The 23,139-nt window shown below is 47.2% G+C and carries 21 protein-coding genes; 19 read left to right on the top strand and 2 right to left on the bottom strand.

Going from position 1 to position 23,139, the window contains the following annotated elements:
* The first annotated feature begins 70 nt into the window (after positions 1 to 70).
* The 6 genes from apbC to AC1HDJ_RS10375 all read left to right on the top strand — a co-directional run bounded on the left by apbC (position 71) and on the right by AC1HDJ_RS10375 (position 6,846).
* Complete coding sequence (gene apbC, locus AC1HDJ_RS10400; protein WP_479535716.1) at positions 71 to 1,183, top strand: iron-sulfur cluster carrier protein ApbC; 1,113 nt, start codon at positions 71 to 73, stop codon at positions 1,181 to 1,183.
* A gap of 101 nt (positions 1,184 to 1,284) precedes the next feature.
* Positions 1,285 to 1,929, top strand: coding sequence for a uridine kinase (gene udk / locus AC1HDJ_RS10395; RefSeq protein ID WP_438621737.1), 645 nt, complete (start codon positions 1,285 to 1,287; stop codon positions 1,927 to 1,929).
* A gap of 185 nt (positions 1,930 to 2,114) precedes the next feature.
* Positions 2,115 to 2,696: a dCTP deaminase gene (gene dcd / locus AC1HDJ_RS10390; protein ID WP_479535714.1), complete on the top strand. Its 582-nt coding sequence runs from the start codon at positions 2,115 to 2,117 to the stop codon at positions 2,694 to 2,696.
* Between the two features lie 34 nt (positions 2,697 to 2,730).
* On the top strand, positions 2,731 to 4,671 hold the full coding sequence (locus tag AC1HDJ_RS10385) for an AsmA family protein (RefSeq protein WP_479535712.1): 1,941 nt from the start codon (positions 2,731 to 2,733) through the stop codon (positions 4,669 to 4,671).
* A gap of 79 nt (positions 4,672 to 4,750) precedes the next feature.
* A complete protein-coding gene (locus tag AC1HDJ_RS10380; RefSeq protein ID WP_479535709.1) occupies positions 4,751 to 5,848 on the top strand; it encodes an anhydro-N-acetylmuramic acid kinase in 1,098 nt (365 codons plus the stop codon).
* A 194-nt stretch (positions 5,849 to 6,042) separates the two neighbouring features.
* The gene (locus tag AC1HDJ_RS10375; protein ID WP_479535707.1) at positions 6,043 to 6,846 is read left to right on the top strand and encodes a hypothetical protein; all 804 of its coding nucleotides are present in this window, start codon (positions 6,043 to 6,045) and stop codon (positions 6,844 to 6,846) included.
* Positions 6,847 to 7,027: 181 nt separating this feature from the next.
* On the opposite strand, the gene rne is transcribed toward AC1HDJ_RS10375, so the two are convergent.
* The gene (gene rne / locus AC1HDJ_RS10370) at positions 7,028 to 10,816 is read right to left on the bottom strand and encodes a ribonuclease E (RefSeq protein WP_479535704.1); all 3,789 of its coding nucleotides are present in this window, start codon (positions 10,814 to 10,816) and stop codon (positions 7,028 to 7,030) included.
* Between the two features lie 490 nt (positions 10,817 to 11,306).
* Between rne and rluC the strand changes: the two genes are divergently transcribed.
* Positions 11,307 to 12,269 (top strand): 23S rRNA pseudouridine(955/2504/2580) synthase RluC, encoded by a 963-nt coding sequence (rluC, locus tag AC1HDJ_RS10365; RefSeq protein ID WP_479535702.1) that lies wholly within the window; start codon positions 11,307 to 11,309, stop codon positions 12,267 to 12,269.
* A 156-nt stretch (positions 12,270 to 12,425) separates the two neighbouring features.
* Here rluC and AC1HDJ_RS10360 read toward each other — a convergent pair whose 3' ends face one another.
* Complete coding sequence (locus AC1HDJ_RS10360; protein ID WP_479535700.1) at positions 12,426 to 13,019, bottom strand: Maf family protein; 594 nt, start codon at positions 13,017 to 13,019, stop codon at positions 12,426 to 12,428.
* Between the two features lie 144 nt (positions 13,020 to 13,163).
* On the opposite strand from AC1HDJ_RS10360, the gene yceD reads away from it, so the two are divergent.
* The 12 genes from yceD to holB all read left to right on the top strand — a co-directional run bounded on the left by yceD (position 13,164) and on the right by holB (position 23,116).
* Positions 13,164 to 13,685 carry a 23S rRNA accumulation protein YceD gene (gene yceD, locus AC1HDJ_RS10355; protein WP_479535698.1) on the top strand — a complete coding sequence of 174 codons (522 nt, stop codon included), beginning with the start codon at positions 13,164 to 13,166 and terminating at the stop codon, positions 13,683 to 13,685.
* Positions 13,686 to 13,704: 19 nt separating this feature from the next.
* Positions 13,705 to 13,875, top strand: a complete 171-nt coding sequence (rpmF, locus tag AC1HDJ_RS10350) for a 50S ribosomal protein L32 (protein ID WP_438621747.1) — start codon at positions 13,705 to 13,707, stop codon at positions 13,873 to 13,875.
* 12 nt (positions 13,876 to 13,887) lie between these two features.
* Positions 13,888 to 14,913, top strand: coding sequence for a phosphate acyltransferase PlsX (gene plsX, locus AC1HDJ_RS10345; protein WP_479535696.1), 1,026 nt, complete (start codon positions 13,888 to 13,890; stop codon positions 14,911 to 14,913).
* Between the two features lie 6 nt (positions 14,914 to 14,919).
* Positions 14,920 to 15,879, top strand: a complete 960-nt coding sequence (locus AC1HDJ_RS10340; RefSeq protein ID WP_479535693.1) for a beta-ketoacyl-ACP synthase III — start codon at positions 14,920 to 14,922, stop codon at positions 15,877 to 15,879.
* 75 nt (positions 15,880 to 15,954) lie between these two features.
* Entirely contained in the window at positions 15,955 to 16,896 is a 942-nt protein-coding gene (fabD, locus tag AC1HDJ_RS10335; RefSeq protein WP_479535691.1) for an ACP S-malonyltransferase, read from the top strand.
* Positions 16,897 to 16,906: 10 nt separating this feature from the next.
* Positions 16,907 to 17,641, top strand: coding sequence for a 3-oxoacyl-ACP reductase FabG (gene fabG, locus AC1HDJ_RS10330; RefSeq protein ID WP_479535689.1), 735 nt, complete (start codon positions 16,907 to 16,909; stop codon positions 17,639 to 17,641).
* A 158-nt stretch (positions 17,642 to 17,799) separates the two neighbouring features.
* Positions 17,800 to 18,033 carry an acyl carrier protein gene (acpP, locus tag AC1HDJ_RS10325; protein WP_438621752.1) on the top strand — a complete coding sequence of 78 codons (234 nt, stop codon included), beginning with the start codon at positions 17,800 to 17,802 and terminating at the stop codon, positions 18,031 to 18,033.
* 82 nt (positions 18,034 to 18,115) lie between these two features.
* Complete coding sequence (gene fabF / locus AC1HDJ_RS10320; RefSeq protein WP_479535687.1) at positions 18,116 to 19,354, top strand: beta-ketoacyl-ACP synthase II; 1,239 nt, start codon at positions 18,116 to 18,118, stop codon at positions 19,352 to 19,354.
* Between the two features lie 226 nt (positions 19,355 to 19,580).
* Positions 19,581 to 20,453 carry an aminodeoxychorismate lyase gene (pabC, locus tag AC1HDJ_RS10315; RefSeq protein ID WP_479535685.1) on the top strand — a complete coding sequence of 291 codons (873 nt, stop codon included), beginning with the start codon at positions 19,581 to 19,583 and terminating at the stop codon, positions 20,451 to 20,453.
* Positions 20,453 to 21,463, top strand: coding sequence for an endolytic transglycosylase MltG (gene mltG, locus AC1HDJ_RS10310; RefSeq protein WP_479535683.1), 1,011 nt, complete (start codon positions 20,453 to 20,455; stop codon positions 21,461 to 21,463). Before pabC ends, mltG begins: the two co-directional genes overlap by 1 nt.
* 5 nt (positions 21,464 to 21,468) lie before the next feature.
* Positions 21,469 to 22,104, top strand: coding sequence for a dTMP kinase (tmk, locus tag AC1HDJ_RS10305; RefSeq protein WP_479535681.1), 636 nt, complete (start codon positions 21,469 to 21,471; stop codon positions 22,102 to 22,104).
* Between the two features lies 1 nt (position 22,105).
* The gene (holB, locus tag AC1HDJ_RS10300) at positions 22,106 to 23,116 is read left to right on the top strand and encodes a DNA polymerase III subunit delta' (protein WP_479535679.1); all 1,011 of its coding nucleotides are present in this window, start codon (positions 22,106 to 22,108) and stop codon (positions 23,114 to 23,116) included.
* Positions 23,117 to 23,139 lie beyond the last annotated feature (23 nt).

Below are 23,139 nucleotides of genomic sequence, written 5' to 3'. Positions count from 1 at the left end.
TTTGCGAATCAAATTCCCCCAACCTTGAGTGATGAAGAGCAGCACTTTTACAATAAAAGGAGTAGTCGGAGTGAGCCTGAAGTCTCTTTTCGGCGTTGAGTCGGATATCAGCGCTAAAATAGTGCCAATTTTAGATACATTTACCCATGCAACCTTATCGCAACCGTTGAGCCAGTTGCAGGCGCTAAAACAAGCCAGTATCAAGCGTGATGAACTCACATTACGGCTCAGCATGCCTTTTGCGTGGCAATCAGGGTTTGATGCTTTACAGGCGGCTGTAGAGGCCCCTATTTTGGTGGCAACAGGGGCAAAACAGATTCGCTGGATTATCGAATACAACGTTGCCACGCTCAAACGTGCTAATACCCAGCCGGGCGTGAAAGGTGTTAAAAACATCATCGCGGTGACATCGGGCAAGGGCGGTGTAGGAAAATCGAGCACAGCAGTCAATCTGGCACTGGCACTGGCCGCTGAAGGCGGAAAAGTGGGTATTTTAGATGCCGACATTTATGGCCCGTCTGTGCCGATGATGCTCGGTACAGAAGATCAACGGCCAACCTCGCCCGATGGGCAACATATGGTCCCGGTCAGTGCGCACGGTATTGCTACCAACTCCATCGGTTATCTGGTTGAGGCTGACAGCGCTACCATCTGGCGCGGCCCAATGGCCAGCCGTGCACTGGGGCAGTTGTTAAATGAAACATGGTGGCCTGATCTTGACTATCTGGTGATTGATATGCCGCCGGGCACTGGTGATATTCAGCTCACTCTTTCACAACAAACACCGGTGACTTGTGCGGTTGTGGTGACAACGCCGCAAGATGTTGCGCTGTTAGATGCTGCAAAAGGCATCGCCATGTTCGAGAAAGTGAATGTTCCTGTGGTGGGTATCGTAGAGAACATGAGCATGCACATTTGCAGTGAGTGCGGTCATCATGAAGCTATTTTTGGTACCGGTGGTGCAGTGCGGCTAGCTGAAAAATATGGTGCTGAGTTGCTGGCACAACTGCCGTTGCACATTCGGTTACGTGAGGACCTTGATCGTGGCGAGCCGACCGTAGTTGCTGCGCCGGAAAGTGAGTTTACTCACATTTATCGCCAGTTAGCGGCACGTATTGCTGCAAAAATGTACTGGAGTGGTGAATCTATCGCCACAGAGATTGCAGTTCGTAATATTAGTTAAAATCAATGGTAGCGTGATGAGGGTCAAATTTCTTATAATCATAAGGTTTGCATCCACGTCATCATTTGTTTTCACGCCACTAGAGTAATCAGAGCTTCACTATGACAGAACAATCTCAGCAGTGTCTCATCATCGGTATCGCTGGCGCTTCAGCGTCAGGAAAAAGTCTTATTGCCAGCACCATTTACCGTGAGCTGTGCGAACAGCTTGGAGATGCTCAAATCGGCGTGATATCTGAAGATTGCTATTACAAAGATCAAAGCCACTTGCCGATGGAGCTTCGTGTTAAAACGAACTACGATCATCCAAAAGCTATGGATCATGACTTATTGTTGCAGCATTTACAGATGTTGCAACGTGGCGAAGCGGTTGATATCCCGCAATACAGCTATGTAGAGCACACACGTAAACAAGAAGCTATCCACTTTGAACCGAAAAAAGTGATCATTTTGGAAGGTATTTTACTGCTGACCGATTCTCGTCTGCGCGGTGAAATGCACGCTTCTATTTTTATTGATACGCCGCTGGATATCTGTTTACTGCGCCGCGTCAGAAGAGATGTGACAGAGCGTGGCCGTACTATGGAATCGGTGCTTGAGCAGTATCAGAAAACCGTACGCCCAATGTTCTTGCAGTTTATTGAGCCATCAAAACAGTATGCCGATATTATCGTGCCGCGCGGTGGAAAAAACCGTATTGCTATCGATATTCTGAAAGCAAAAATCACGCAGTTACTCAGCGAGTAAACGCAACTAACCATACTGAGAGCGGCTGGATTTTCCAGCCTCTTTTTTATCTGATAGTGAACGTAACGGCTCATTCCCATGTGTCTGCATGGATTTTACGACATAAATCACGGAGATTATCCATTGTGTCGCCGAAAATTATCTTAAAATAGAGTTAGTTACGCTATAAGCTGGAGCTATTTGCTATGCGTTTATGTGATACGGATATAGAAGCTGCGTTAGACAGCGGTCGGATTGTTATCGAGCCACGCCCCCCGATTGAGCGTATCAACGGTGCAACGGTTGATGTTCGGTTAGGCAATCAGTTTCGGGTTTTCCGTGACCATACTGCTGCATTTATCGATCTGAGCGGCCCTAAAGATGAAGTGACCGCCGCACTCGAGCGCGTGATGAGTGATGAGATCGTGCTAGCCGATGGGGACGCTTTCTTTCTGCATCCGGGTGAGCTAGCACTGGCTGTTACCTATGAATCGGTCACATTGCCTGATGACATAGTGGGTTGGCTTGATGGCCGTTCATCTTTAGCTAGACTAGGCTTGATGGTGCATGTCACGGCACACCGAATTGATCCGGGCTGGCAGGGCTGTATCGTGCTTGAGTTTTATAATTCAGGGAAGTTACCATTGGCACTTCGCCCTGAAATGTTGATTGGCGCACTCAGCTTTGAACCATTAACTGGGCCTGCCGCACGGCCATATAATCGCCGTGTTGATGCAAAATATAAAAATCAGCAGGGCGCGGTGGCAAGCCGTATTGATAAGGATTAACGCTCGCTGAGTTGATAACAAGAATGAGGCAGGGATGAGAAAACGGCTTATACTGGGATGTACGTTGAGTGTATTTGCGATAGCAGCATGTACGTTGTTGCTATCAATAGATACTAATCAGTTTAAATCATTGATTACTGATCGTATTAAAAGCAAGACAGGGCAGACATTAACCATACAAGGCGCATTGCAGTGGCGCTTCTCATACGGGTTATACCTGCAAGCCGGTGAAACCTCATTGACTAGCCCTACTGGTTATCGTGATCCCTACATTATTCAGGCGAAAAGTATCTCGCTTGAAATTGGTTTGCTTCCCTTATTAAGTAAGCAGCTTGTTATCAACAATTTGCAACTTGAGGGCGTTACTGCGGTATTGGAAATTGCAGCAAACGGCACAAGTAATTGGGATGCGCTTGCTCGCGATGATCTCTCTGTTGAGAACGCGTTATATCAGCCAAATACGCTCTCATCTGAATTATCAACTTTATCACCTGCAATAGTACAAAACACGGCATCGCATTGGGATATTGTTTTGCGTCAGATTACGGTCAATAATAGCCAGCTTATCTGGCGAAAAGCCGCTGACTCAATCGTGTTTAATCAACTTAATATCGCATTAGGTAATGCTACTCGCGGCGTGTTTCCGTTACAGCTGTCATCTTCCATTGCACTTCCGCGTGATACTGCTGCCATTAATTATCAGGGTAAATTATCACTGAGTGAAAATCTTAATAATATTTCACTAACTAATAATCATCTTGAAATTACACTAAGCAATAATACAGCTGAAGGTAACGTAGAGAATAAAATTACCAGCACATTCTTAGCTGATTTGAATCGGCAAGAGGGTAAAATTGTACTGCGTAATGTCCGTGTTGATTCTCCTATCGCACAAATTTCCGGTGAAGTTATCGCAAAAACAAAGCCTGCGCCGGGTTTTATTGATATCAATATTAACAGCCCTTATCTTGATCTTGATACATTATTACCGCTTTGGAAGGATGTAGTAGATCGAGCAGACCAGCTTGATAAATCGGTTGACTCTGCCTATATCGGTAAAAATGGAAATGCGCAAATTAATACAGATGCTGCTAGCGAAATAGCAGTACTGAATGCTGATAATATGCTGGATAAATCCAGTGATAATACCAAAAAGCAGAATAGCCCTTATTATCTTGATGGTTTTGCTACTTTGAGAGTGAATAAAATTCAGTGGCGAAAACACACATTTAATGATGTATCCCTTGATGCGACTATCCAACAAGGGGTTGCCGCCGTTGTTCAATTTAGCATGTCAGGTTTAGGCGGCTTACTACAAGCAACTGGCACCGTTAACTTATTGACTGAGCCAAAAACATTTGAGCTTTTACCCGTGCTAACCCATATTCAGCTTTCATCGCTACTGCAATGGCTTAATAGCGGTGTTGATGCACGGGGAGCATTGAATATGAGTGGAAAGTGGCTGTTTGAAGGGTGGCCAACTTTAAATTCTAGCCGAGGGTTTGTCACCTTGCTATTACGAGATGTTGATTTTGAAGGGGTTAATTTACCGTATTTACTTTCAAGCAGTATAGCCAGAGCAAAAGGTCAGAATGTGGAAAGTGAGTCAGTCACCTATCAAACGCATTTGGATAAAATGGCAGCTGACCTGAATTTTAATCAGGGAAAACTGAAAATAGCACGTATGAATGCCTCAGCCAATAAACTTGCATTGAATGCCACAGGAAATATTAATCTTCTGACCAAGCAGTGTGATTTAACATTGAATAACCGTATTCAAATAGCAAATAGTGATATTCCGTTTGTAGATGTTCCGCTGTATGTTTATGGGTCATTACATGATCTGCGTTACCGGGTTGATATAGTTAGTATTGTGAAGCAACAAATTCGTGCGAATAAACAAAAATTGCGTGATAAGCTTGAAAAACAAAGCATACTTCGGCGTGATGAAATAGAAGAGATTAACGCGCTGTAGGTTAAAAATAGATGCGTTATTCACGATAGCCTGTACCGGCTATTTGCAGCAATAATGATTGATTCAATGGCAGGTAAAAATGGCAAAATATATCGGTTTAATGTCAGGTACCAGTTTAGATGGTGCAGATACCGTATTAATAGAGACTGATGGCCAGCAGGTTTCTTTGTTGGCAGCTGACTTTTTGCCCATGCCTGAAGTGTTGAAACAATCTGTATTAGATGTCTGCCATGGTCAGGCTACCACACTGGTAAATATCGGCCAACTTGACCACCGTTTAGGGCTATTTTTTGCCGAGGCCGTACAAACCTTGCTCACGAAGCATCATATTCGGGCGGCAGATGTTGAGGCGATCGGCAGCCATGGTCAAACGGTATACCATGACCCTGATGGTGCTTATCCTTTTACTTTACAATTGGGTGATGCCAACCTGATTGCAGCACACACTGGTATTGCAACTGTTGCTGATTTTCGCCGTCGTGATATGGCGTTGGGTGGCCAAGGCGCACCGTTAGTTCCGGCATTTCATGCGGCACTGTTTGGCACATCAACCCCACGGGCGGTGCTAAATATTGGCGGTATTGCTAATCTCACTCTATTACTTCCTGATCATGCGGTCACAGGGTTTGATACTGGCCCGGGCAACGTACTGCTTGATGCATGGGTAATGTTACAAACAGGGCAGCGGTTTGATAATAATGCTGAATTTGCCAAGCAAGGGCAGGTGGATGCTGATCTTTTACATACATTGCTTACAGAGCCTTTTTTTGCGATAGAACCGCCGAAAAGTACCGGTCGTGAGCTGTTCAATATGGCCTGGCTACAGCAAAAACTGGCTCATTTTCCGCCTCTTTCTGCTGTTGATATTCAGGCGACACTGGTTGAATTAACGGCAGTTACCATCATACAGCCTTTGCTCAGTCAGCAGACTACGCTTAATGAATTACTGGTCTGCGGTGGTGGTGTACACAACCCACTATTAATGCAACGTTTAGCACATTATCTTCCTCAAACCCGTGTTTTATCCACAGAACACTATGGCGTTAGCCCTGATTATATGGAAGCGATGGCATTTGCTTGGCTCAGCTGGTGCGCTGTTCATCAACAACCGGGGAATCTTCCTGCAGTGACCGGAGCTGAATATCCTGCAGTATTAGGCGCAATTTATCCGCGTTAAAACTGCGTTAAACGATATAGTGGCGTTGTTGCATAAAATTACATCTGATCTAGCGATAAACATATTGTCGAACTGTCACCTTTATCCCTTTCCGTTTTTGCTAAGCATGTCGCGTAAGTGTAAACTGATAGTGGTTAAATTGTGTTCGCTCATATGAAATATGTTTCTTGTTAAGAGAACGGATGGTGAAAGCAATGCTGAAGGAACAGCAACTGATCATGTCCAACCCAAGTTTAATTCCCATGCACAGTTTACGGTGGGTTTTATTTGGTGATTTGGATACCGAACACTTTATTGCCGCATACCATTTGGCATTTAAAAACTTCTTACCTTTGCAGATGGAATGGCTTGATTTAAGCATGTATGACATTCCTCTTGTTGAATTGGAAAAGGGGTTGCCTGCATGGTTACATCGCTCATCGGCACTGGGTTTACGTGCGTTATTTGTTCATGTGGAAGAGGGGCATTTACAGCTAATCATTACCTGGCAGCGGCAATATATTACACGCCAAGAGATTATTGATTTACTGTGTCAGGTGTCTGAAAGTTATAACTCTGCATTATTAAACTTAAATTATAATGCCATTCATGTTTTACCATTTTCGGAATTCCTTGAAGAGTGTGATTGTCTCGCTGAATCACCAACATGCTCTAGTGTCATTGATTTAACTTCACGTGAATACGAGCGGATACGTGTGCTGCAGTGTATTATTTTACCGGCAGTATGGCGCTGGGCTGAGCCACACGGGTTTCATCGTGAGCAGTTGCATGCTGAATGGCTAGAGTGTGATTTAGTTAAACCTGCGGGCATTAAAGTGCAACATTTAGCACCAATTATGAATGTGGTGCTGGATAAAATGGTTGAAGTATCATTACTGACATTAAATGGAAGAGATAGCCCTGAGTTAACACTGCAAATTGCCTGTAAACATCCTCAGTCTATCTCTTTGCCACAGTTATTACAAAGCCTGAAAGAGTATCTGTTGGAAGAGCGCTAACCAATACTCAAACCGTGTCAGTTATTTGAGCGTTTGTCATTATGGAAGATGATACCGTTTAAACATAGAACAGAATACAAACTTACTTTCACACAACAGCACAAAAAAATAAAAGCCGCGAATGCGGCTTTTATTTTGATGCGAAGCACAGGTTAGATACAAGTGCAGACAGTGTTATCTGCTATAAACCTGTTTTTGCCGCCGTAGCTTGTGCATGGTGCGTGGCAGCCTGACTTCCGGCAGCGCCGCGCCCAGTAAACTCATAAACTGGACGAACCCAATCACTGTGCACAGGGGCAGCAGCGTTTGTGCTGATAGCAGGTGCTTTTGCCATAGAGGCACTGGAGTAACCGCGTGGAGGCGCTGTCTGAATTGGGTTAACCTCAATCAGAACCTCTTCGAGTGGTACTTCATTGCCAACAACTTCATCACAAGCAATATCATTGCTGATGGTGGAGTCAGCTACTGGCTCAGAGATAGTCTCTGCGATAGCATCAGCCACAATTGGCAGCTCTATTGGTGATTGTTCAATCACGGCAAGGGCTTCTGGTTTGTTATCAACAACCTCTGTAGGCGCGGTAATTTCAGCAATAGGTGCTACTGCTGCCGTCTCAGTGGTCACGATACTGGCTACTGTGTTTTCAGTAACTGGCACTTCGTTTAGCTCAACGCTCGGGGTCAGTACAACCGATTCTGCAGAGATAGCCGTGTCAGCAACGTCTGATGTAGCAACCGGACTCATCTGTGCATCACGTATTGCTTGCTCTTTTGCAGCAGCGGCCGCAGAAGGGGACATTGCACGTGAAGACGATGATGATGTTGCCGATGTTGCTGATACAGCGCTTAACACCGGAGCCACCAAAACAGAGCGCGGCACTACAGTTTCTGTTGAAGCCGTTTCAGCAGTGCTTACATTCTCTGAGCTTACCGTTGTCTCGGCTGCGTTTACGCTAGCTTTTTCTACAGCATGCTGTGATGAAGATTGATAATCATCAGTACAAGCCGCTGGCTTGGTTGCCACAGTAGATACTGCACCGGCTTGCGCAGGTGTTGCATTGGTTGCTGCTGTAGTTAGATTATCATTTACACTGCTTGTTGCTGTCTGAATAACCGCGGGTGTTACTGTTACAGCCGTGATCACTTCAGCAATCGGAGCAGGGGCTTGAGCCGCTGCAACCGCATGTGCTTGTGCTGCTTGATTCTCTAACATCACTTCGTTAGGAACAAATGCTGCAGCTTCTGCATGTTGGGTTACTGCATCAGCATTGCGTTCAGCTTGCTGTACCGGATACTGAATCCACACCTTACCGCTGGCCAGTTCTGGAGAGAACATCGCCATCTCGAGTGGAACTGGAGAGGTGGTATTACGGCGATCATCACGATAACGACGGCGACGCTGACCGCTAACACGCAAATGGCGTGGTGAGCGGCGGGAGCGACGGTGGCCATCAAAGTTACGATCTTGATTCTCACCCGTAGCTGGCTCTGCATCATTAGCATTGCTGTTTGTTGCTTCGACAGTAGGAGTTTGTACCTGACGAGGTTCTGATGCCGCTGCATTGACAGTGGTGTTTGCCGTGTCGGTAGGCAGGGCTGTAGCAGACTCAGTGACAGGTGCAGTTACTGCATTAGTCTCAGCACTTTCAGCATTAACATCCGTAATACGTACTTTACGGCGCAGTTGACGACGCTGACGACGCTGTGTGACCTGCTGCTGTTTATCTTCTTCGATCTCAGCGGCAGTGTTTACTACAACGTTGTTCTCAGCTTGTGCAACTTGCACGGTATTTTCAGATACCACTGGCGTTTGGCGTTTGTCATCAGGACGGCGACGTTGCTGACGCTCAGGACGATTACCACGAGGCTGTTCGTCACGTGGCTTACGACGTTCATTGTTACGATCTTGATCGTTTACATTGACAGCGGTGTCATCGGTTTGCGCAGCACGCGGGTTGCGGTTTTCCTGATTACGACGGCGACGGTTATCATTATCACCACGTTCAGTACGCTCGGCGCGCTCGTTACGATCATGTGGGCGTTCGTTGGAGCGCTCAGTGCGATCGTTGCGGTCACCACGGTCATTACGATCATTGCCATTACGGTCGTTGCGGTCGTTACGATCACGACGAGGCTGGCGATCATCACGCTGGCGGTTGTTACGCTGTGGACGGCGCTGTTCGCGTTGTTCAGTCTTAACCGGCTCTGCTTTTTCTGGTGTAGCGGTTTCGCTTCCAGCAAAAATAGACTTAATGAAACCGAAGAAACGGCTAAAAATAGACGCTTTTTCTGCTTCTGTAGCACGAGGTGCTGTCGGAGTTGGAGCTTGTACCGGTGGAATATTGACTACCGCAGGTGCTTCTGGTGGCGTTGATAAACCGGCAAGTGCAGGAGTTTCAACGACAGATGGTTTACGGCGATCCGTACTTTGCTCTTCTGCTTCAGCCAGTGCCGCTGCTTCATGGATTTGAGGCAACAAGTAGCTCAGTGCATTGCTCTCTTCACCTTCGCGCATGCGAACCACATTAAAGTGCGGAGTTTCCATGCGATCATTTGGCACAACAATAACGCGTACGTTATGGCGTGATTCAATCACCCCAATTGATTTACGCTTTTCGTTGAGTAGATAAGAAGCAATATGTACAGGAACAACAGCATGTACCTGAGATGTATTGTCTTTCAGTGCCTCTTCTTCCATTAAGCGTAGGATAGAAAGAGAGAGTGATTCATTATCACGCACTGTGCCTGTACCGCTACAACGCGGGCAGACATGGTGGCTTGACTCACCGAGTGAAGGGCTCAAGCGCTGACGAGACATTTCGAGCAAACCAAAACGTGAAATACGGCCAATCTGCACACGGGCACGATCTTGGCGTACGGCATCACGCATACGGTTCTCAACTTCACGCTGATGACGCACTGGCGTCATATCGATAAAGTCGATAACAATTAACCCGCCCAGATCGCGCAAACGTAATTGACGTGCAATTTCATCAGCAGCTTCTAAGTTGGTATTTAGCGCTGTTTCTTCGATATCGCCCCCGCGGGTTGCGCGAGCGGAGTTGATGTCGATAGCGGTTAAAGCTTCAGTGCTATCGATAACGATAGAACCACCGGAAGGCAAGCGCACTTCACGCTGGAACGCAGACTCAATTTGTGACTCAATTTGGTAATGGCTGAACAGAGGAACTTCACCCTGATACAGTTTTACGCGGCTGAGAAAATCAGGGCGAACCAGTTTGATATGCTCTTTGGCTTTCTCAAAAATGGTTGGGCTATCAATCAGAATCTCACCAATATCACGACGCAGATAGTCACGGATAGCGCGAACAATCACATCACTTTCTTGGTGAACTAAGAATGGTGCTTGACGAGTTTCTGCTGTTTGGCGGATAGACTCCCAATGGTGCAATAGTACTTTGAGATCCCACTGCAGCTCTTCGGCTGACTTGCCTACACCGGCGGTACGTACAATCAGACCCATACCATCTGGCAGTTCAAGTGCTGATAAAGCTTCTTTCAGTTCAGTGCGCTCTTCACCTTCAATGCGGCGGGAGATACCACCAGCACGTGGGTTGTTTGGCATCAGAACCAAATAGCTTCCGGCAAGACTGATAAAGGTAGTAAGAGCAGCACCTTTATTGCCACGCTCTTCTTTATCAACCTGAACAATCACTTCCTGACCTTCGCGTAAAACATCTTTGATGTTCGGACGGCCATGGTACGAATAGTTTGCTGGGAAATACTCACGGGCAACCTCTTTTAGAGGCAGAAAACCGTGACGGTCGGCACCATAATCAACAAAGGCAGCTTCCAGACTTGGCTCAACACGTGTGATTTTTCCCTTGTAAATATTGGCTTTTTTCTGCTCATGTCCTGGGCTTTCAATGTCTAGGTCATACAGTTTTTGGCCATCTACAAGTGCGACGCGCAACTCTTCCTTTTGAGTTGCGTTGATCAACATTCTTTTCATTCAGTTTACTCATTATTTTTTCGTTGGCATCAGAGTCAGCGGGCACATTCAGCCTGCCAGACATTATCGACCCCGAGTCTATAGCATGGCCGTCAGCCTCTCGGCTGTCACATGCATGGGGCGCATTGATAATGCGTTGTGCACTTATTCTCTTATTTCTAGATGAAAATAGCTTCTACGGTGCTAATGCACATCATGAAGATAGATCACCGACAATAGAGGGATGACTGCACATTCTTAAGTATAAGACTGTATAATGGTTACCACAGTCGACAGTGCTGCTACCCGTGACTCACTAAGTGCTTGTTATGCTTAACGTCTTACGCCATTGCAGCGTTATGGCAAGCAAGCAAACTTTAAAATTCCATCGGTTGCGTGCAACGACAAATACAATCGTGGAAAATCACGACATTATCCCATTCATAAAGTGTGTTAGGCAAGATTACTTTTTTACAGAAACTGAGATCCGCCTCATGCTAAAATCATTCATATGACCGAAATTAATACGAAAGTACAAATACTGACCGTTTCTGATGATGAAGCAGGCCAGCGAATTGATAATTATTTACGCACCCGTTTGAAAGGTGTTCCTAAAAGTATGTTGTACCGAATTGTGCGTAAGGGCGAAGTTCGGGTGAACAAAAAACGGATAAAACCTGAATATAAATTACAAGCCGGTGACGATGTGCGTATCCCTCCGATTCGCATGTCAGAAAAAGAAGACCCGCCAGTTTCAGCAAAACTGACCCGTGTGGCTGAGTTGTCTGACTGCATTTTGTACGAAGATGACGGTTTGATGGTGTTAAATAAGCCTTCCGGCACAGCGGTACACGGTGGTAGCGGCTTAAGCTTTGGTGTGATTGAAGCGCTGCGCGCGCTGCGCCCCGAAGCCCGTTTTCTGGAGCTGGTACACCGTTTAGACCGCGATACATCGGGTATCTTATTGGTTGCGAAAAAGCGTTCTGTACTGCGTGATTTACATGAACAGTTGCGTGTAAAAACCGTACAGAAAGATTATCTGGCACTGGTTCGTGGTCAGTGGCAAAAACATTGTAGAGCGGTGCAAGCGCCACTGATCAAAAATGTGCTGCAAAGCGGTGAGCGTATTGTGCGAGTGAGCGCAGAGGGTAAACCGTCAGAAACACGTTTTGAGATTATTGAGCGTTTTGAGCACGCAACATTGGTGAAAGCTAGCCCGATAACGGGGCGTACACACCAAATTCGTGTACATACATTGCATGCCGGTCATCCGATTGCTTTTGATGATAAGTATGGCGATCGTGATTTTGACGCAACGCTTGCAGGAAGCGGCTTAAATCGCCTGTTTTTGCATGCAGCTGCTATCCGGTTTCGTCACCCACAAACCGGTAATGAGATGATCATTGAAGCGCCGCTTGATCCGGTACTGAAAAATGCCGTGATGCGCTTGCGTGATAAACGTACGGTATATTAAGGCTGATTCCGATACGCTGCGCTATACCCGCTATGATGTATCCGTTGCTGTGTAACAGGTCATGTTGTGTAGTAAAGGTGAGGGCATAGGCCTTCACCTTTGAGTTGAGTGCTAAATGGATTATTACATTGAAATTAAGTGATAACCAACTGAAAATTATACATTTATCAGTAACGGGTTGATACCTTGTTGGCACAGCATTTGCGTTAAGCTGATCAGTGGTAAACCAATTAATGTATTGGGATCTGCTCCCTCTAAACGCTCAAATAAGGTGATACCTAAGCCTTCAGCTTTAAAACTGCCCGCGCACCATAGCGGTTGTTCTTTAGCGATATATGCCATAATTTCCGCATCTGAAAGAGTGCGAAAATGAACATGAAAAGGCTCACAACGGGTTTCAACGTGGTTCGTTGCGCTGTTATAGAGCGATAATCCGGTATAAAATGTTACAGTCTGGCCACTAGCAGCACGGAGCTGCTCATGAGCTCGCTCGGCAGTTAGTGGCTTACCGGTAATTTGGTTGTTTAATACGCAGACCTGATCAGAGCCAATAATCAGGTGATGTGGGTACTGCTGCGCTAATACAGTGGCTTTTGCATGGGCTAAACGGGTAACGAGTTGCTCCGCTGACTCACCCGCTTGTGCAGTTTCATCAATATCAGGGTTAGCACATTGAAACGGCAGGCCGAGTTTTTCGAGCAGCTGTTTACGGAAAGGGGATGTTGATGCAAGAATCAAATTTAGTTGCATTCTTCACTCTGTCAGTAGATAAAATGTGCTGGCTATTTTAGACTTGTGCGCAATTTATGGCGAGTGAATGAGAAAGCACGCTTTTTCTTTGACTCCGAGTCATTACAAAGTTAATATGCGCGCCCAATGCAAAAGGTAAATCCTATGCAAAAGGTTAAATTGCCCTTATCGGTTGATCCGGTAAAAACGGCGCTAAAACGTCTTGATTATGAGGGTGCTTACCCTGCAAGTGTTTTAACCCGGACTACCGAAGCAACGGATGGCGTGCTCAGTGATGCTAACGTCACGTTATCTTTCGGGATAGATGAGCAGAAGTTGACAGTGGTAAAAGGTCAGGCTGAAGTAGCTGTCCGTTTAACATGCCAGCGCTGCAATAAGACGTATGACAAAACTGTTCACGTAACGTTTTGCTACAGCCCTATCGCCAATGACGAGCAGGCTGAAGCATTGCCGGAAATCTACGAGCCAGTCGAGTTTAATGAGTTCGGTGAGATAGACCTGTTAGGGATTATCGAAGACGAGATCATTCTTGCCTTGCCGCAGGTTCCGGTGCATGAACCCGAACACTGTGAAGTGTCCACAGCGGACATGGTTTTTGGTGAGTTGCCTCCTGAGGCTGACAAACCAAATCCATTCGCCGTACTAGCTAGTTTAAAGCAAAAGTAATCCTCGAGGAGTAAGGTCAATGGCCGTACAACAGAACAAAAAATCTCGTGCAAAGCGTGGTACTCGTCGTGCTCATGATGCACTGACTACTGCAGCTGTGTCCGTAGACAAGGTTTCTGGTGAAACCCACCTGCGTCACCATGTTACAGCTGACGGTTTTTACCGTGGCCGCAAGGTAATTGCTAAGTAATTAGGCGTTACTTTGACTCGTCTAACCATTGCGTTAGATGTCATGGGCGGGGACTTCGGTCCCCGTGTCACCATTCCTGCCGCCTTGCAGAGCTTGACATCCAATTCTCAATTGCATTTGCTGCTAGTAGGCGATCAGCAAACTATCTCCCCATACCTAAAATCTGCCTCCGCAGAGCTGCTTTCTCGTCTTGAAATCATCCATACCCAGCACACTATTTCGAATGAAATGCGGCCTTCCGTTGCCATCCGCCGTAGCCGCGATACCTCAATGCGTAAAGCATTAGAGCTGGTTCGGGATGGGCACGCCTTTGCGTGCGTAAGTGCAGGAAATACCGGTGCTTTAATGGGGCTGGCAAAGATGATTTTAAAACCGCTGGCAGGTATTGAGCGCCCGGCACTGGTTGCTGCGCTGCCAAATACTCAACGGGGAAAAACCTTACTGCTAGATTTAGGGGCTAATGTAGACTCTTCGGCAAGCATGCTGTTTCAATTTGCGGTGATGGGCGCCGTGCTTGCAGAAGAGTTATATGCGGTAACATCCCCACAAGTGGCACTGTTAAATATTGGCGAAGAAGAGGTAAAAGGCAACGATACCATTCGTCAGGCTGCAGAGTATTTAAAACAGTGCCCGGATATCTGTTATCAAGGCTATATTGAAGGCAACCATATTTTAACCGGAAAAGCAGATGTTGTTGTCTGTGATGGTTTTGTTGGAAACGTAACACTAAAAACCATGGAAGGGGTGGCCCACCTGTTTTTGTCACAACTGCGCAGCAAAACACAAACTCACAGCGTGTTGCGATTTTTGGGGCGTTGGTTACTAAAAAAGGCCTTTTCACGCATGGGGGAGCTGAACCCCGACCAGTATAATGGCGCAAGTCTGTTAGGATTACGCGGTATTGTCGTGAAAAGCCACGGTGGGGCCAATCAACAGGCGCTGGTTTGTGCCATTGAGCAGGCGGCGCAGGAGGTGCACCGGCAAGTTCCGGCGCGCATTGCTGCACGTCTCGACGCTGTATTACTCAAGAGTGACTAATCGTTCATGTATACAAGAATTTTAGGAACGGGCAGTTATCTGCCTGCTCAGGTTCGCAGTAATGCTGATTTAGAGCAGATGGTAGAAACGACCGATGAGTGGATTGTCAGCCGAACCGGCATCCGTGAACGCCGTATTGCGGCAGAAAATGAAACTGTCGCTACGATGGCCAGTGAAGCGGCACGCAATGCCCTTGAGATGGCCGGTATCGATAAAGATGATATCGGGTTAATCATTGTTGCGACAGCATCGGCAACCCATGCGTTTCCAAGTGCTGCGTGTCAGGTTCAGGCGTTACTCGGTATTAAAGATGCTGCAGCCTTTGATTTGGCTGCGGCATGTGCCGGTTTTACCTATGCGTTAAGTGTTGCTGATCAATATGTTCGTAATGGTGCAGTGAAACATGCACTGGTTATCGGCTCTGATCTGCTTTCTCGTACACTTGATCCGCAAGATCGCGGTACGGTGATTTTATTTGGCGATGCGGCAGGCGCTGTGGTGCTGGGCGCTTCTGAAGAGGCGGGTATTTTATCTACCCATCTGCATGCTGATGGCCGTTATGGTGAGCTTTTAGCGCTGCCTTATGGTGAACGTGGTCAACCTGAGTTGAGCGATAGCTGCTACTTAACCATGAAAGGTAACGATGTCTTTAAAGTGGCTGTTACCGAACTGGCTAATTTGGTAGAAGAGACGTTATCTGCCAACAATATCAGTAAAGATCAACTTGACTGGCTTGTTCCACATCAGGCGAATCTACGCATTATTAATGCTACTGCCCGTAAGCTCGGTATGGGGCTGGATAAAGTGGTGATCACCCTTGATCGTCAGGGGAATACCTCGTCAGCTTCTGTACCAACGGCACTTGATGAAGCGGTGCGTGATGGGCGAATTCAGCGCGGCCAACTTATCTTGCTTGAGGCCTTTGGTGGCGGTTTTACTTGGGGATCGGCGCTGGTTCGTTTTTAACGGCCATATGTGCGCGGCAAGTACCCAGAAAGTAAACGTAGCAGAAAAACAGTCAAATTATATCAGGAAAGATAAATGACAACATTTGCGATGGTGTTTCCCGGTCAGGGTTCTCAATCTGTGGGTATGCTGGCTGACTTAGCACAGCAGTATCCTATTGTTGAACAAACATTTTCTGAAGCATCAGATGTTTTAGGTTATGACCTGTGGGCATTAGTACAACAAGGCCCTGCTGAAGAGCTAAATAAAACATGGAAAACACAGCCTGCACTGCTGACTGCATCAGTTGCTATCTGGCGTGTTTGGCATGCACTTGAAGGTGCATCACCGCGTTTGCTGGCAGGCCATAGCTTGGGTGAGTACTCTGCATTAGTGTGTGCAGGTGTCATCGAATTTAAAGATGCCGTGCGGTTAGTTGAACTGCGTGGTCAGCTAATGCAAGAGGCTGTTCCTGAGGGAACCGGCGCAATGGCTGCGATTATCGGATTGGATAATGCTGCAATTGCGCAAGCCTGTGCTGAATCAGCTCACGATCAAATTGTTGCGCCAGTGAACTTTAACTCACCTGGGCAAGTAGTTATCGCCGGTAACAAAGAAGCGGTTGAGCGTGCGGGAGCAGCCTGTAAAGCGGCTGGCGCAAAACGTGCACTGCCTCTGCCTGTTAGCGTGCCATCACACTGTGCTCTGATGAAGCCGGCGGCTGACAAATTAGCTGTTGCACTTGAAAGCATCACGTTCCACACGCCGATATTGCCTGTTTTGAATAACGTGGATGTTGCAGCAGAGCAAGATGCAGAGGCCATTCGCCATGCACTGGTTCGCCAGTTGTATAGCCCAGTGCGCTGGAGTGAAACGGTAGAGGCGATGGCAGAGCAGGGTATTACCCATCTGCTAGAAGTAGGCCCAGGCAAAGTATTAACCGGATTAACCAAGCGTATTGTCGATAGCATGACAGCCGCTGCGATCAATGATACTGCATCAGTGACCTCCGCTATTGATGCGGCAGCAGCAAAATAAGAGGGATAACATGAGTTTGAATGGAAAAGTTGCGCTTGTAACTGGCGCTAGCCGTGGTATTGGCCGTGCAATTGCTGAATCATTCGTGGCACAAGGCGCGAAGGTTATCGGTACAGCAACCAGTGAGTCAGGCGCAGAAGCTATCAGCGCATACCTTGGTGTGAACGGTAAAGGCTTGATGCTTAATGTGACAGACGTAACATCTATTGAGCATGTTCTTGAGGTTATCCGCGCAGAATTTGGTGAAGTCGACATTTTAGTGAATAATGCCGGCATTACCCGTGACAATTTGTTAATGCGGATGAAAGATGACGAATGGCAAGATATCATGGATACTAACCTGACATCTGTATTCCGTCTGTCTAAAGCCGTACTGCGTGCTATGATGAAAAAACGTTGTGGCCGCATTATCAGCATTGGCTCTGTTGTGGGTACAATGGGCAATGCGGGTCAAACAAACTATTCCGCTGCAAAAGCGGGCTTAGTGGGCTTTACCAAGTCATTGGCTCGTGAAGTCGGTTCACGTGGTATCACTGTAAATGCTGTGGCTCCCGGTTTTATTGAAACCGATATGACTCGTGCATTGAACGATGATCAACGTGCCGGTATTTTGTCTCAAGTGCCTGCTGGGCGCTTGGGTGAAGCAAAAGAAATTGCATCTGTTGTGGCGTTTTTAGCCTCAGAAGGTGCTGCTTATATCACCGGTGAAACAATTCATGTCAACGGTGGCATGTATATGGTGTAAAATAGTTGCGAGTTTTTTGACTTAATACCGTGAAATTCTGGGTGAATCCCGTAAAATCGTGGTTTGACCAGAGTGGTATCGGTTGCAACTTTTGCACCATTGAATACACTAGGGAAACCATCGCGCTATTGAGCGAGTTTGATAGGAAAATAAAGAGTATGAGCACTATCGAAGAACGCGTTAAGAAAATCATCATCGAGCAACTGGGCGTTAAAGAAGACGAAGTGAAGTCAGAAGCTTCATTCGTTGAAGACCTGGGCGCTGATTCTCTTGACACCGTTGAGCTGGTAATGGCTCTGGAAGAAGAATTTGATACTGAAATTCCAGACGAAGAAGCTGAAAAGATCACTACTGTTCAGGCTGCTATCGACTACATCCAGAACAACCAGTAATTGAACACACCTAGGCGGTCAATCGACCGCCTATGTTTTTTTATACCCTCAGTAATCGCTTTTCCCCCTTGGAGTGGCAAACGTGTCTAAACGTCGAGTCGTTGTGACTGGAATGGGCATGCTGTCTCCTGTCGGTAATACAGTCGAGGCTTCTTGGAAAGCCCTGCTTGCCGGTCAGAGTGGCATCAGCCTGATCGAACACTTTGATACCACCGCTTTTGCAACCCGTTTTGCTGGCCTGGTGAAAGATTTTAATTGTGAAGAGTATCTGTCGCGTAAAGACGCGCGCAAAATGGATCTCTTCATTCAATACGGTATTGCTGCCGGAATTCAAGCACTCGATGACTCAGGTTTAACTGTCAACGAGCAAAATGCTGACCGCATTGGTGTTGCTGTAGGTTCAGGTATTGGTGGTCTTGGTCTGATTGAAGATAACCACAATGCACTGCTCAGTGGCGGCCCGCGTAAGATCAGCCCGTTTTTTGTGCCATCTACCATTGTGAACATGATTGCCGGGCATCTGTCTATCATGCGTGGTTTGCGTGGCCCGAATATTGCTATTTCTACTGCTTGTTCAACCGGTGTACACAATATCGGCCATGCGGCACGTATGATTGCTTACGGTGATGCTGACGCTATGCTGGCTGGTGGGTCAGAAAAAGCGAGTACTCCGATGGGCATGGGCGGATTTGCTGCTGCTCGTGCGCTGTCTACCCGTAATGACTCTCCACAAGCGGCAAGCCGCCCGTGGGATCGCGATCGTGATGGCTTCGTGCTAGGCGATGGTGCAGGGATGATGGTGCTCGAAGAGTACGAGCATGCCAAAGCGCGCGGCGCGAAAATTTATGCCGAGCTGGTGGGCTTTGGAATGAGTGGTGATGCTTATCACATGACATCGCCTCCGGCGGATGGTGCAGGCGCAGCACTGGCGATGGTGAATGCCATTCGTGATGCCGGTGTTGATGCTAGCCAAATTCAGTATGTGAATGCGCACGGTACATCAACGCCGGCCGGTGATATTGCTGAAACACGTGCGGTAAAGAGCGTGTTTGGTGATTTTGCTAAGCAGGTTATGGTGAGCTCAACAAAATCAATGACCGGCCACCTGTTGGGTGCTGCTGGTTCGGTTGAAGCTATTTTTACCGTGATGTCGTTAAAAGATCAGGCGATTGCGCCAACAATCAATTTAGATAATCCAGATGACGAGTGTGATTTGGATTATGTGCCACATGAAGCACGTCAGGCGCATATTGAATATGCACTGTGTAACTCGTTTGGTTTTGGCGGCACCAATGGTTCACTGCTTTTTCGCAAAATCTAGCATTACAAAGTAGATTTTCGAAAAACCGAACCTCGTAAAATAGAACGATTGATTTATCCCACACCTGATTTGTTATACTCAGGCGTGCAACACCCAGACCCGATACGATAGTATTGGGTTTTTTTTGTCTGCTGCACACATGTATGTCTGTATACATACGATAAGATAGACAATAAGCAAACCAGTACGGCAATCTTGTATCAATCTCCGTTCGGTTGAGGGATCAATGCAAAAGACAATACAAGCGGTAAGGCCAAGCAACGGGTACATGCTGATTAATGGCCTTCGAGGTACTCAACTTAATGCAGCAGATCGTGGATTGGCTTATGGTGATGGCAGCTTTACAACGGCGCGAGTGGTGCGGGGCAAAGTGCAATTACAGCAGGCACATATTGCGCGTTTATTGCTTGCATGCCAGCGTTTATCAATAATCTTTCCTGATACCGCGTTGTTGCAAAGTGAAATGGAGATGCTGGCAGGTGAGATTGATCAGGGTGTACTGAAGGTGATAATTACACGTGGCCTTGGCGGACGCGGCTACAGCAGTGCAGATTGCAACAATGCGACACGAATTATCAGTGTGGCACAATGGCCGGCACAGTATGCGCGTTGGCAGCAAGAGGGAATTCGGCTGGGGGAAAGCCAGATTTCATTGGGGGCTACCCCGTTGCTGGCAGGAATTAAGCATTTAAACCGCCTTGAGCAGGTATTGATTCGCAGGCAGCTTGATCAGCATAATGCGGCTCATCCCCCAAAAGTAGCTCTTGATGATCTTGTTGTTTGTGATAGTGCAGGCTATTTGGTGGAGTGCTGTGCGGCAAACGTGTTTTGGCGCAAAGGCAGGACTCTGTTTACACCGCAATTGGATCAAGCGGGTGTCAGTGGGGTCATGCGTGAGCATGTTATAGCTTACTGCGGCAGGCAAGGCTGGTGTTGTGAACAGGTGCGGGAAACCGTGCAAGCATTGGCTGATGCTGATGAAATATTTATTTGTAATGCGCTTTTGCCTGTGGTTCCGGTGCGTTTTTTTCGGGATCGACACTTCTCTGATTTTTCTGCAACTCGGCAGATTCAACGTTTTTTGGACGATAGTTTGTGATGAAAAAAGTTGCCCTTATTTTATCTGTTCTGGGCTTGATAGCCGCGCTTTTGGCATTCTCTTTTTACAACAAAGTTGAGCAGTTTGCAGATCAGACGCTTAATCCTGTTGAAGATATGATCTTAACCGTAAAACCGGGGACTGGGCAGATAGCGCTGGCGGCGTTGCTTGAGCAGCGTGGGTTGCTAAAAAGTGCAGATTTACTGCCGTGGCTGCTGCGCCTTGATCCTCAGTATGCCCGTTATAAAGCGGGAAGCTACCGCTTACAGCCGGATATGACAGTACGCGATTTACTTTTGCTGTTGGTTAGCGGGAAAGAGGTGCAGCTGAGTATTCGTTTCATTGAGGGCACGCGCTTTAGTGAATGGTTGCCGATTTTAAACAGTGCACCCTATATTGAGCACAATTTACAGGGTTTAACCGAGAAACAGATTGCCGAAAAACTCGGGATCAAAGATGGCAATATTGAGGGCTGGCTATTTCCTGATACTTATCACTATGTGGTGGGAACATCGGCGCTGGATATTTTACAGCGCGCCCATAAGCGTATGGAGAAAGAGTTGGCGGCAGCATGGAAAAATCGTGCAGCTAATTTACCGCTAACGTCACCGTATCAGTTATTAATTTTGGCTTCCATCATTGAAAAAGAGACGGCTATTGAGAGTGAAAGAACCCGTGTAAGTTCGGTTTTTGTAAATCGTTTACGGTTAAAAATGCGTTTGCAAACAGATCCGACGGTAATTTATGGGATGGGGGATAGCTACAAGGGCAATATTACCCGTAAAGATTTACAAACCCCGACACCGTTTAATACCTATACGATTTCAGGTTTACCGCCAACCCCGATTGCGATGCCGGGGCTTGCTTCATTGGCAGCAGCAGCACGGCCTGACACTACTCAATATCTCTATTTTGTGGCTGATGGCAGTGGCGGACACCAGTTTTCGACCAATTTAAATGCGCATAACCAAGCGGTGCGCAGCTACATAAAACAACTTAAGAGAGAGTAATCACCGTGGCCGGTAAATTTATTGTTATTGAAGGGCTGGAGGGGGCGGGTAAAACAACGGCCCAGCAGACTGTCGTACAAGTATTACAAGCCAGAGGCATTACTGATTTGGTTTTTACCCGTGAACCGGGTGGTACGCCGCTTGCAGAGCGTTTACGTAATTTAATTAAAGAGGGGCATCCAGAAGAGGCGCTGACGGATAAAGCGGAAGTGCTGATGCTTTATGCTGCCCGTATTCAGTTGGTTGAGAATGTTATTTTGCCTGCTATGCAGCGTGGTGCATGGGTGATCGGGGATAGGCATGACCTCTCTTCACAGGCCTATCAGGGCGGAGGCCGTGGTATTGATCCGGTCTTGTTGCAAACGTTGCGTGATACGGTGCTGGGTGATTTTCGCCCCGACTTAACCTTGTATCTTGATATTGACCCTGCATTAGGGTTACAGCGGGCACGTGCTCGAGGTGCTTTAGATCGTATCGAACAGCAGGCGCTGGATTTTTTTGAACGCAGCCGTGAACGCTATTTATCTTTTGCCCAGGCAGATTTTCGTATTAAAACCATTGATGCCGGCCAGACATTAGAGCAAGTGACCGCATCGATTCGCGATACGCTAAATGCATGGCTGGATACGCAGGAGATTTGACGTGCTTTATCCTTGGTTAACGGCCCGTTACCAGCAGATTGTTCAGCCTTACCTGCATGGGCAGGGGCATCATGCTCTGTTATTGAGCAGCCTGCCGGGGATGGGTGTTGAGTCTCTGGCAAATGCGCTAGCAACACGTTTGCTCTGTTCAGATCCGCAAGATGAACAGGCTTGTGGGCAGTGTCACAGCTGCCAGCTTATTGCGGCAGATACGCATCCTGATTTTTATACGGTTACACCAGAGGCGGGAAAAACCCAAATCGGGGTTGATCGTATCCGGCAGGTGTGTGAAAAGTTGTATGCACACGCCCAACAGGGCGGGGCGAAAGTGGTGTGGATCTCACAGGCTGAAAAACTCAATGAGGCCTCGGCTAATGCGCTATTGAAAACGTTGGAAGAGCCTCCGGCCTCTACGTTTTTTTTGCTGGCTGCCGGTGAGTCAGACCGATTATTACCTACCATTACCAGCCGCTGTCAGCGCTGGCACTTTGCCGTGCCGAGTGAGCGTCCGGCTCTGCACTGGGTCTTGAAACAGTGGTTGGGCGGGCCTGACAACAGTCTGCGTCAGCCTCCGAGTTCGGCTGAAATTGCGCAGGCACAGGTTGCACTGCGTTTATCACAAGGTGCGCCATTAGCGGCGTTGACACTGCTCAGCAATGATACGTTACAGCGTCGGCAACAGGTGCTAAGCGCATTTCAGCACTTTGTGCTGGATAAAAACATGCTGGCACTGACGGATTGTACCGCCAAAGAGCCTTGTGCAGATAACTTGGCGTGGATTATCAGTTTGCTCAATGAAGCTAGTGCTGTTGCATTAGGTGCATCACAGGTGCGGATTAACAGCGATATGCTGGCGGTAATTGATACCGTATTGCAGCACATCGGAGTTTTGACCTTACAGCACTGGTTGCAGCAGATTATACGTGTTCGCCATGAGCTGATAACATCACCTGCATTGAATACCCCGCTGCTATTGGCAGATCTGTGGTTTATGCTACATCATGATATTTGAGCCAGATATTTCCCTAAGGAGCT

The organism is Plesiomonas sp. ISS29 (assembly GCF_056522795.1).
The sequence above is the reverse complement of the archived record's forward strand: the minus strand, read 5'-3'. Positions and strand labels throughout refer to the sequence as shown.